The following is a 12,098-nucleotide window of genomic DNA, read 5'->3' as shown; positions in this document are numbered from 1 at the left end:
TAATAATATTAATTATGTTTCAAATAATTCCACCCCTGCCCCCGCCAGTGGGGACATTATTCATAACTGTAATCAATACATGCAATTAAGACACAGTCTCTTCGCGGGAATGACAGAGTAAATGAGCATTTTTCCCATTGCCAAGAATAACTGAATATGTTAGAAAATTAAATTTTAATGGATATAAGTTATGGAAAAAATTACAGCAATTCGAGGATTTAAAGACATTCTACCTGAAGACTCTCTTCTCTTCTGGAAGGTTGAGTCTATAGCCCATGAGGTTTTCAATTCGTTCGGCTATCGGGAAATCCGCGTTCCAATTGTCGAAAAAACAGACCTTTTTAAACGAAGCATTGGAGAAACAACCGATATCGTTGAAAAGGAAATGTACACCTTCGCCGACCGGGACAACGAAAATATAACCCTAAGACCGGAAGCTACCGCTTCTGTTATCCGCGCCTATATTGAACACAATATGTCCTCTTCCGAACAAATAACCAAACTTTTTACGATCGGTCCGATGTTCCGCCGCGAAAGACCTCAAAAAGGACGCTTCCGCCAATTTAATCAGATTGATGTCGAATTTTTCGGCGAAGAAAAACCTCAATCGGACGCTGAAATAATTTTTATGCTGATGCATTTCTTAACAAGCACGGGATTGAGAAATCTGGAATTGGAAATTAATTCTCTAGGCTGCCCTGATTGTCGCCCTTTATTTTCCAAAGCTGTCATTAATTTTTTAAAAGGAAGCGAAAACGATCTCTGCCCCGACTGCCAAAGACGCATAAACACCAATCCCTTGCGCGTTTTCGATTGTAAAGTGGAAACATGTGCCGCGACTATTGCCAACGCGCCCCGGATACTTGATTTTTTATGTACGGACTGTGAAAATCATTTTTCACAGGTGCAATCATTTCTTCACGATTTGAATACTCCTTTTATTATTAACGCCCGTATGGTGCGTGGGCTGGATTACTATACAAAGACAGCATTTGAAGTTAAAACAAACGCACTGGGCGCGCAAAACGCGGTTGCCGGCGGAGGTAGATACAATAGCCTGGTTAGTGATCTGGGAGGGCCCGAAGTTCCCGGAATTGGTTTTGCCGTCGGATTTGAAAGACTTATAGCCTGCCTGCCTGAAGAAGGAAGTATTAAATTTAAAACTGATTTATTCATTGCTGCACTGGGTCCAAAAGCACAGAAAATAGCTTTCAACCTGACCAATGAACTGAGACGCGCCGGAGTGATTGCAGAAATGGATTATTCTGACAAGAGCCTGAAGAGTCAACTAAAGCGAGCGGACAAATTAAACAGTTCCTTTTCTCTTATTTTCGGTGATAAGGAAATTGATAAAAAACAAGTTTTATTAAGAAACATGCAGACAAAAGATCAACAGGCAGTTCCTCTGGATGGAATGCTGGATTCAATAATTAAAATTATTAAAGAGAGGTAAAAGTTTTGGCTGATTTTTTAACAAAAGATAAAAGGACGCATTACTGCGGAAATCTGGATATTTCTCATGCCGGACAGGAAGTAATTCTGATGGGCTGGGTGCACCGCCGCCGTGATCACGGTGGAGTTATTTTTGTTGATTTACGCGATCGTGAAGGAATAGTACAGGTTGTTTTCAACCCTGAGGCCGGAAATGCCCACAGCGAAGCGCATAAAATTCGTTCTGAATTTGTTCTTGCCGTAAAAGGCAAAGTTCGCAGAAGGCCTGAGGGCATGGAAAATCCGGATTTGAAAACCGGCGGAATTGAGGTTATTGTCTCCGATCTGGAGATAATGAATGAATCCAAAACTCCGCCCTTCTCTTTTGACGATGAGGACATTTCGGAAAACATCCGCCTTAAATACCGCTATCTTGATTTGCGACGTCCGGTGATTCAAAAGAACCTTTTTTTACGCAGTCGTCTGGCCGCCGCTACCCGTCGCTATTTTGATGAAAACGGTTTCATTGAAGTTGAAACACCTTTTCTGGGTAAAAGCACACCGGAAGGCGCACGCGATTATCTTGTGCCCAGCCGTATTAACAAAGGCACATTCTATGCGCTGCCGCAATCACCGCAGCTATTCAAACAACTTTTAATGGTCTCCGGTTTTGACCGTTATTATCAAATCGTTAAATGTTTCCGCGATGAGGATTTGCGCGCCGATCGTCAACCGGAATTTACTCAAATCGACGTGGAAATGTCTTTCATTACTGAAGAAGATATTATGAGTATGATGGAAGGTCTGATGAAAGCCATCTTTAAAGCCTGCCTGGGTAAGGAGCTAACCCTCCCCCTCCCCAGGTTGACCTACGCCGATGCGATCAGCCGCTACGGCAAAGACAATCCCGATGTGCGTTTCGGTATGGAAATCGTGGATATTACCAATATTGTCAAAGATTCAGGGTTTAAACTTTTCGCGGAAGTTGCGGCTTCCGGTGGCGTAATCAAAGCGATTAAAGCCGAACAGGCTTCCGCTCTTTCCCGCAAGGATCTAGACGGATTGAAAGATTTTGTAGCCATTTATGGAGCGAAGGGTCTGGCATGGGCCAAAGTCAACGCTACCGACTGGACTTCACCCATTTATAAATTCTTTAAACCGGAGGAAGTGGAGAGCATCGGCAAAGCAATGAACACTAAAGAAAGCGATATTATCTTCTTTGTCGCCGATACTTCGCGTGTCGTTAATGACTCGCTGGGCAACTTACGAATACATCTGGCCAGGAAACTTAACTTGATTGATTCAGACGCATTGGCCTTTACCTGGATTACGGAATTCCCATTGATGGAATATTCGGAAACGGAAAAACGTTTTGTCTCTACACATCACCCTTTCACGTCGCCGTTTCTTGAAGATCTGCCTCTAATGACTACAGATCCGGGAAAAGTACGCGCCAAAGCCTATGATCTGGTACTTAACGGATCGGAAATCGGCGGCGGTAGTATTCGTATTCATCATAAGGACGTTCAGTCTCAGGTCTTCAGTGCGCTTAAATTGAGTGAAGAAGATGCAAGGCAGAAATTCGGGTTTTTGCTGGATGCCCTCGAGTATGGAGCTCCGCCCCATGGAGGACTGGCCTTCGGTCTGGATAGGCTAACTATGATTATGACCAAAGCGGAATCAATACGAGATGTTATCGCCTTCCCGAAAACGCAGAAAGCAGCCTGTTTGATGACCGATGCTCCTTCTAAAGTCAGCATCGAGCAATTGATGGAGTTATCTCTGAAAATTGTTTAATAGTAAATAATTGGAGAAAAAGATGGTTAAACCCAAGAGTGAAAAAAAATTGACTACCAAAAAAATCAAGAAATTTAAGTTAAAAGAGGTAGACAAACCAAATTTATTCAAAGAAATCTTTCCTTATACCGATGTAAGCAAGATTGTCTTCGATAACAAAACTGTTCCCCTGAATCCGGCCAAAGAAATTTTTATAACGGATACGACTTTTCGTGATGGACAACAATCCCGCCCTCCTTATACAGCGGAACAAATTGTAACGATATATGAGTTAATGAGTAAACTGGGTGGTCCCAAAGGTGTAATACGTCAATCGGAATTTTTTCTTTATAGTAAAAAAGATAAAGAGGCCGTGGAAAAATGTCAGGCGCTGGGCCTGCGCTATCCGGAAATAACCGGATGGATACGAGCCGCGAAGGAAGATGTTCCCTTAGTAAAGGAATTAGGGTTGAAAGAAACAGGCCTGCTTACTTCCGTCTCCGATTATCATATTTTTCTTAAGCTGAACAAGAAAAGAGGCCAGGCCATGAACGATTACCTTAGTGTGGTCAAATCCGTTTTGGATTTAGGCATAATTCCCCGCTGCCATTTTGAAGATATCACCCGCGCAGACGTCTATGGTTTTTGCATTCCGTTCGCCCAGGAACTGATGAAGCTCAGGGAGGAAAGCGGCATTGACGTAAGAATCAGGCTTTGCGACACTATGGGCTACGGCGTTACTTATCCAGGCGCTGCCCTTCCCCGCAGCGTTGATAAACTCGTTCACGCCTTTATCAATGATGCCGGCGTTCCCGGACGTCTGCTGGAATGGCATGGTCATAATGATTTTCATAAAGCCATGATTAATGCCACAACGGCCTGGCTTCACGGTTGCAGTGCGGCTAATTCTACCCTTCTGGGACTGGGCGAAAGAACAGGAAACCCGCCTATCGAAGGTTTGATTTTTGAATACATCGCGCTTAAGGGAAACAATGGTATTGATACAACAGTCATAACAGATATCGCCGAATATTTTGAAAAAGAAATCGGCGTAAAAATTCCACACAACTATCCTTTTGTAGGCCTGGGATTCAATGTCACAAGCGCAGGGGTCCATGCCGACGGTCTCATTAAATGCGAAGAAATTTATAACATATTTGATACCCGAAAGATTTTAAAGCGACCCATTACCACAACTATCACCGATAAATCCGGCAATGCCGGTATCGCTTTCTGGATTAATCAGCGTTTCAGTCTCGAAGGCAGCAAAACCATCGATAAAAGACATCCGGCAATTTCTAAAATTCACAAGTGGGTGACAGAACAATATGAAGCCGGTAGGGTAACTTCCATTTCTCCAGAAGAAATGGAAAAAAAAGTACGTCTGCATCTGCCGGAACACTTTATGTCGGGACTGGAAAAGATAAAATTTATAGCAGAAAAAGCGGCTGTTTCCGTGGTCAATCAAATTATCGAACATCCTTTAATGAAGAACATGGATACCGTACAGCAGGAAATGCTGATGCAATATTTTGTCGATGAACATCCTTCCATTCAATTCGCTTACGTAGTGGATATGAATGGCCGGAAAACGACCAAAAATATTACTAACATTGCCGATCGAGCCAAGTATGAGAACTATGGAGTGGGCACCGATCAATCCGACAGGGAATGGTTCATCAATCCCCGGCAGACGGGCAAAGTTTATGTTTCCGATTTCTTTATTTCCAAGATGACGGGTATTTTATGCTTCACGGTTTCCGCGCCCATCGTTAACGATCAAGATGAGATGAAGGGTATTTTTGGTGTGGATATTCAATTTGAAGACTGGGTGAAACGAGCTGAAGATATGGACGATATGGATCATATCGCCCTGCGCGAAGAATACAAGGAAGTAAAATCCAAAGCCAAGCACGGTCACCATTAATAACACTCCAATTTCGTAAGCGAAGCATAACGAAATTGGTTAGTCGCATTTATCCCGCGAATTAAATGAAGCGGGGCTAAAAAAACACAAGTTTCAGGAGCGTAGCAAACCTGAAACTTATAAGTCGTAATGAGGCTTAAATTTCAAAAACATAGTGCATCGAATTTTCTTAGCCGAATTATCCAATAGCCAAAGGCTATAGGAAACAGTCCCTCACACGAGGCGTGCGGAGCTATGTAAGCCTTCGCTTCATAAACAGAGTGCATGATCTAAATTTCACACGCTAAATCATCATTTAATTAAGTATAAACATCTAAATATTTTAATTTTATTGATTTAAAGTGAAAAGTTTCATTATAAAAATACATGCAATAACTTGATTGACAATTTCTAAAAGATGATTTAATTACCGCAAAACAAATGCCTAATCTTGATTTTCAGGAGCGGAGGAACCATTTTTTTGGGGCGCATCGCTACGGCGTAGGGTAACCTCTTCGACCCGAGCCCTTCAGCTAACTTCGCAGGCTTCGATGAGGAGAACCGACCGGAGGAGTCCGGGATAATTATTCTCCCCTAAAAAATCTTCGGAGGTTTTTTGTGTCACCATCAAGTTCTGAGAATGACGATGCTGTTTCATCCAAAGGAAAATCTCCCCGCGAGTGGTTCAATCAAAAAATCTTTTTTCTTGCTGTCGGATCGGTTGGAGTTGTCTTTGGTGATATAGGAACAAGCCCCCTTTACGCCATCAAGGCATGCTTCCACGGAAAGCATGCGATCACCCCAAACATTTTGAATATACTGGGAGTATTATCTCTTATCTTCTGGTCGATGATCATCGTTGTCAGCATCAAGTATGTTACTTTTATCCTTCGAGCCGATAATAAAGGTGAAGGTGGTATTTTTGCATTGGTCAGTCTTTTGAATACACCTGGTCAAAGTCTTTCCCGTCTCGTTAAATACATTCTTTTGTTTGCAGGGATTCTGGGTGCGGGTCTTCTTTATGGGGATGGAGTCATCACGCCTGCCATATCTGTTCTTTCCGCAATTGAAGGACTGGAAGTCGCAACCTCGGCAGCAACACCTTTTATATTGCCTTTAACATGTATTGTGCTTGTTTTGCTTTTTTCATTGCAGCGTAGAGGTACTACTCATATAGGAAAATTGTTCTCTCCGATCATGGTGCTTTGGTTTGTGTGCATTGGTGTTTTCGGCATAACGCAGATCATGAGTGAACCGACAGTTTTTCGTGCTATTAATCCGGTATATGCACTGGATTTTTTTGTGAACAATGGAACACACGGTATTATTGTGCTCGGATCAGTTGTTCTCTGTATTACCGGTTGCGAAGCTCTCTACGCCGATCTGGGACATTTCGGCAGAAATGCTATCAGGCTTTCCTGGTTTTCGTTTGTCTTACCCACTTTACTATGCAACTATTTCGGGCAAGGTGCTTTGTTGCTTGCACACCCGGAAATGAACGTCAATCCTTTCTATAAAATAGTACCGGAGATCCTGCTGTACCCAATGATCGGACTTTCCACCGTTGCTACAGTAATAGCTTCTCAGGCATTAATATCCGGTGCTTTTTCACTCACACAGCAGGCCGTGCAATTGGGATTATGTCCCCGTGTTCGGATTGTTCATACATCAAGCGAGATGCAGGGTCAGATTTATGTTCCTTTCGTAAATTATGCATTGATGATTGCCTGTATTGGAGTAGTTATCGGTTTCAAAGAATCAGGAGCACTGGCCGGTGCGTACGGAATTGCCGTGACAGGAACTATGATCATCACATCCCTTCTCTATTTCCTTGTGCTGACCCATTACAGGAAATGGTCTTTGTGGAAAGTTATACCTCTTGTCGGAATATTTCTGGCGTTCGATGTTGCTTATGTAGCCGGCAACACTTTTAAAATTGCCGACGGAGGATGGTTCCCTCTCTTTGTTGCGGCAATCATAGCCTTGGCTATGACCACATGGAAAAAAGGGCGGCAAGAACTTTATCGCAATTTAATCGGATCAAGATTTCCCCTGGAAAGTTTTCTTTCCGAATTGCCGAAAAGTCATATGCCGCGAGTGTCCGGAACCGCCGTCTTCATGACTTTATCACCTGTAGGAACGCCACCGACACTGCTTCATCATGTAAAACACAACCACGTATTGCATGAAAAAGTGGTGCTTCTTTCCATTATAAATACAGATTCACCAATAGTTCCTGCCGGTGAACGAATTAAACTGGCTGATTTGGGTCAAGGTTTTTACCGCGTTGAGGCATTCTATGGTTTTATGCAGAAACCAAATGTGCCGCAGATTATGAAAATTGTTGCCCAGTATGGACTCGTCACAGATCCGATGACCACGACATTTTACCTGGGCAGGGAAACTCTCCTTACCGGAGGAAAATCGAAAATGATGCGGTGGCGCAAAGCATTTTTCGCATTTATGTCCAGGAATGCAGGTAATCCCACCTCTTACTTTGGAATCCCGGCCAATAGAGTCGTTGAACTTGGCTCACAAATTGAATTATAATTTTTTCTGATGAAACGGACGAAATCAAAATCGGTGTGATTTCATATTCTAAGAAGTCTGGCAGCTTCTTCCATTTCCAAAGGCTCTTTCAACTTTGCCAGCATCTGAGGCGATTCCTGAAAATTCTCCAGAGCATTGAAGAATTTATCCAAGACATCTCCACTGTATGTAGGAATCAGAAAAAGATGCGTATGAGGAATCCTTCGACCACGGGCATAAAGGAAAATAAAATCCGGCTTAAAAGTTTGCATCATTTTGTTGGAGACAATTTTCGCAACATTAAAGAGACTGGTATTTTCTTCTTCCGTCAGTTCATGCCACCAGGGAACGTGTCTCTTGGAAATGACAAGACAGTGTCCCTTCGTATAGGGATGAATATCCAGAATGCACATGGACAATTCATCTTCATAAATTTTATAAGCCTTTGCTTTACCAGCAACAATATCACAAAAAACACATTTCTCTTGTTCAGGCATCTGTAACCTCCCGTGAATAATTGATTGATTCCATAACATATGTAATGTTTCTCTAGCCCCTGCACGCTTTTTTTGAGGGATACCACGGATATCGCCTATATCCTCCGCCTACGGCGGGATAATTCGGTCAGCAATTTTGTATTTGCGGGATAAGTTCGACTAACCAATTCCGCTGCGTTTCACTTTCGGAATTGGATTCGAGCTAATATTCATCGTAGAGCATCCATTGTTCAAATGGACGGTCTTCATCGTATTCTGACAGAGGAGCAATTTCTCTGATAAACCTGGACGGAGCAAGATTTAAAACGCCCGAAGACCTTGTATAATCCAAAGCAGGATAACACAGGTAAAGCTGATCTTTGGCTCTGGTCACTGCCACATAAAAAAGCCTTCTTTCTTCTTCTTCACCGTATTGTTCCTTCAATGCCCTCTGCAAAGGAATCATACCATCCGCACACCAGATTAAAAATACGTAAGACCACTCCAATCCCTTAGCCTGATGGATCGTACTCAAAGCAATTCTATCTTCATCATCTTCTTCACCGGTGTTTTCTTCTTTGGCCATATTGGTGAGCAGGGCCAGTTCATTTAAGAAATCTTCCATTTGTATAAACTGAGCGGAAAAATTTCCCAACTGGATTAAATCTTCTTCCCTTGATGACGCGTCGGAATAATTGTCCTGCAAGTAAACACGGTAGCCTCCTCTGTTCAACAAAACATCTATCACTTTTTCCGGGATGCGCTCCTTTTCAGGAAGCTCCAGAAGCAGCATTATTGTTTTACGACATTCTTCCAAGCCCGGTTTTGCAGATTTCGACATTGCCTTGATGAATTCATCTTTTAAAACAGAATTCAAAGGATTTTCTTCCTTCTTCAAATATTGCCAGATTTTATTGAATGTCGCTTTCCCTACTTTCGGATACATTATCAGCAAACGCCGCCAGGCCAACTCATCGCGCGGATTGACTAATATTCTCATATAGGAAGTCACATCTTTAATATGTGCCTGTTCAAAGAAACGGATACCTGAACGCATGTCAAACGGAATATCGCGCCGGACAAATTCCATCTGCATCTCCATGGAATGATAATGCGCTCTATAAAGAACGGCGATTTCCTTCAAGGGCACCCCTGACCGAATCAATTCCGTGACTCTCTGCGCCACAAAATCCGCCTGTTTCACGACGTTTCTGGCGGAAACCATTACCGGCCGCATTCCTTTGCCCCGTACTGCTTTTAATTCTTTCGGAAATTGTTTTTCATTATTGGTTATGCTTAAGTTTGCCAAATGCAGTATTTCCGGAGTACTGCGGTAGTTTGTCTCCAGTTTGAATATTTTACAATCCGGATAACGATGAGGGAAATTAATTATGTTGTTGAAATTAGCTCCCCGGAAGGAATAGATGCTCTGCGAATCATCTCCTACCACCATCAGGTTTCTATGACAGGAAGCCAGAAGATCAACAATGTCCGCCTGAATAATATTTGTATCCTGATATTCATCTACTAAAATATGCTCAAATCTGCCGGAAAGAGATTCCAGAACGTCGGTATTTTCCTTCAGAAGTGTACGGCAATTATTTAATAAATCATCAAAATCCATTACGACGAGATCTTTCTTCTTTTGCTCATAAAGGCACGCTATCTGATTAATCTCATTTATCAGATGAAGAAAAAAAGGATATCTTGATTCCAGAACATCATCCAGCGTGCTTTGAGTATTAACTGTCAGGCTTATAATTTCAGAAAGTATATTACTCTTGGGAAATTTGCTGAGTTTCGGATCAATTTTTAGCTCGCCCATACATGTAGAAATAATTTGACGTGAATCTTCACTGTCCACAATAGAAAAATTGGTTTTATAACCAAGATAATGAGCGTGTTTTCTTAAGACGAGATGGGCAACATGATGAAAAGTGCCGCCCATAATGTTTCTTGTGTCGGAATTAATCAGACTCTCCACCCGGTTGAGCATGGAGCGCGCAGCTTTATTGGTAAAAGTAGCCAGCAGTATATTTTGTTGTTTAATACCGCTTTCCAGTAAACGGGCGACGCGGTATGTCAACGTTCGTGTTTTTCCGCTTCCGGCACCGGCCAACACAAGAAGCGGACCTCCTTTTTCCATTACGACACGATATTGTTCCCGATTAAGCTCTTTTTCATAATCAATCATTAAATCAATTCAACCAGTAATATCATTAGATGTAAATCCTTACTATTCATCGCTTATAATTCAAAAATATTTTATCTTCAAGTTAATATATAATTTCTTCCGCAATAATTTATTAATTTCATTTACATATGCGAGATTCCAGATTTCTTATATACAAGAATATATTCCTCCTTTAGCTTAAATTTCCTTGACAAGACTAAGACTATTTTTTATAATAGCATTATATATAACTCAATAAGTTAACCTATGATCATTCATAGTTTTTCCTTTCTAAAGTCTCTTTAAAGCTATTAGGAAGTATTAAAATAAATAGAGGAACACTATGCTTTACAAACAAAGATCCCACCGGCTTAAACCGGATGTTGGCAGGCTCGTACTTTTAATATTTTTTCTGGCGTTTTTTTGGATACTGGGATCATCAACGTACGTATGTGCTTTTTCCTGGGATCTTCAACCACCAATCCCGACTTATGATTCCCCACGATGGGAAAAAGTGAGGATTCTCTGGAACAAACACTATAACGAAGGAGATGATCTTAATGATTTAATTGATACCCTGAAATCGCTGAAAGAGGAATACCCCGCAAAGATCGAGCCCGTTCTCCTGCTGGCCCGAGCTCATTATCTGCATGCCCGATATAAAAAAAATGATCGTAAAGAACATTTTGAGAAAGCAGAACAATATGCCCTTAAAGCCTGCAAAATGGATCCGAAGAATTTGTATGCCTTCTTCACACTTGTCGAAACGCTATGCTATAATCGCGACCGTGAGTATATCTTCAGCAAATACGGAACACTTATCAAATCTTATACACCAATTAAAGGAACTGGCGAATCCTTGCCCGACATGAAATACCCGGGGTGGAATGCCTTTAAAGCTCTCTGGTTGGCGCGTGTAGATGTTGAAAAGGGTAAGGCCGCAGCAGCCATGGTGGAAAAAATTGCCAAGGAAAATCCTGGGGACGGTTTGGCGCAAATCTGGGCCGCACGAGCTAATTATTATGTCGGTGAGTATTATACCGGCATAGATGAACACGAAAAGGGAATCCCATACTATAAGCAAGGCATCGCTTATTCTGCCATCGCCCGTAAACTCCTGCCGAACAGCGTGCCGGCCAATTACTATTATATGCTCAACCGATCACGCTCAATTCAGTTTACAAACATCGCCAATAAGGCACGCTATCTCAATGATATCTTGGTTCCGCTCTTATTCTGCTCTAAGGAGAATAGCGCCTATTACTTCTATGGTCCCATTATCAGCCTGGCAACTATAGTCACCAGTGGCGGGTGGATCACGGAAAGAGGAATGCGCCTTACCAATATAACGGTGGATATGGACATGAATTTTCTTGAATTGGCCGAAATGATGTTTCCTGATTATTATTACATACCCTTCGCCCGGGCAGATATTCTCGCTTATAAAGGGAAAAAGGCCGAAGCATTGGCTGTACTCGAAAAACTCATAATTCGCGATCCAAATGTCGATCCGTTAGTTCCATGCAATCATGGTTTCCTAAGAGAAGCCAAGCGCTTATACAACAAGATCAAACAGGGTAAGTACTAATCTGCTTGACTTTGTTTTGCTGAACCAGGCAGCCACCAAAAAGATTTAAACTGTTTTGATTTTATTTATCAAACAAGCTAAACTAACATGTTTTGGAATGAGCCAGCAATTTCCTTGACAAGACTAATGTTTTTTTCATATCATTTGACAGCTTAGCATAACCGTTTAGTTAATCTATAAACAATTGAATTTATTCCTTTCTAACGTCTCACTAAAGCT

General features: G+C 41.9%; 7 protein-coding genes. 5 read left to right on the top strand and 2 right to left on the bottom strand.

Going from position 1 to position 12,098, the window contains the following annotated elements:
- Positions 1-190: 190 nt before the first annotated feature.
- The 4 genes from CVU62_04835 (at position 191) to trkD (ending at position 7,663) form a co-directional block, all read left to right on the top strand.
- A complete protein-coding gene (locus CVU62_04835; GenBank protein ID PKN38186.1) occupies positions 191-1,453 on the top strand; it encodes a histidine--tRNA ligase in 1,263 nt (420 codons plus the stop codon).
- 5 nt (positions 1,454-1,458) lie between these two features.
- Complete coding sequence (locus CVU62_04830) at positions 1,459-3,228, top strand: aspartate--tRNA ligase (protein PKN38185.1); 1,770 nt, start codon at positions 1,459-1,461, stop codon at positions 3,226-3,228.
- 22 nt (positions 3,229-3,250) lie between these two features.
- Positions 3,251-5,134 (top strand): histone-lysine N-methyltransferase, encoded by a 1,884-nt coding sequence (locus tag CVU62_04825; protein ID PKN38184.1) that lies wholly within the window; start codon positions 3,251-3,253, stop codon positions 5,132-5,134.
- Positions 5,135-5,809: 675 nt separating this feature from the next.
- Positions 5,810-7,663: a potassium transporter Kup gene (trkD, locus tag CVU62_04820; protein PKN38567.1), complete on the top strand. Its 1,854-nt coding sequence runs from the start codon at positions 5,810-5,812 to the stop codon at positions 7,661-7,663.
- A gap of 41 nt (positions 7,664-7,704) precedes the next feature.
- Here trkD and CVU62_04815 read toward each other — a convergent pair whose 3' ends face one another.
- Both CVU62_04815 and CVU62_04810 read right to left on the bottom strand, forming a co-directional pair.
- Complete coding sequence (locus tag CVU62_04815) at positions 7,705-8,139, bottom strand: HIT family protein (GenBank protein PKN38183.1); 435 nt, start codon at positions 8,137-8,139, stop codon at positions 7,705-7,707.
- A gap of 202 nt (positions 8,140-8,341) precedes the next feature.
- Entirely contained in the window at positions 8,342-10,312 is a 1,971-nt protein-coding gene (locus CVU62_04810; GenBank protein PKN38182.1) for an ATP-dependent DNA helicase, read from the bottom strand.
- A 322-nt stretch (positions 10,313-10,634) separates the two neighbouring features.
- On the opposite strand from CVU62_04810, the gene CVU62_04805 reads away from it, so the two are divergent.
- On the top strand, positions 10,635-11,879 hold the full coding sequence (locus tag CVU62_04805; GenBank protein ID PKN38181.1) for a hypothetical protein: 1,245 nt from the start codon (positions 10,635-10,637) through the stop codon (positions 11,877-11,879).
- The last annotated feature ends 219 nt before the right edge of the window (positions 11,880-12,098 follow it).

The organism is Deltaproteobacteria bacterium HGW-Deltaproteobacteria-2 (assembly GCA_002840505.1).
GTDB lineage: Bacteria > Desulfobacterota > Syntrophia > Syntrophales > Smithellaceae > Smithella.
Note: the sequence above shows the minus strand (reverse complement) of the source record. Positions and strands in the feature narration are given on the sequence as shown.

Excerpts from the sequence above, each read along its gene's own strand:
- CVU62_04835 (PKN38186.1), top strand. The coding sequence starts at position 191 with ATGGAAAAAATTACAGCAATTCGAGGATTTAAAGACATTCTACCTGAA.
- CVU62_04825 (PKN38184.1), top strand. The coding sequence starts at position 3,251 with ATGGTTAAACCCAAGAGTGAAAAAAAATTGACTACCAAAAAAATCAAG.
- CVU62_04815 (PKN38183.1), bottom strand. The coding sequence starts at position 8,139 with ATGCCTGAACAAGAGAAATGTGTTTTTTGTGATATTGTTGCTGGTAAA.
- CVU62_04810 (PKN38182.1), bottom strand. The coding sequence starts at position 10,312 with ATGATTGATTATGAAAAAGAGCTTAATCGGGAACAATATCGTGTCGTA.
- CVU62_04805 (PKN38181.1), top strand. The coding sequence starts at position 10,635 with ATGCTTTACAAACAAAGATCCCACCGGCTTAAACCGGATGTTGGCAGG.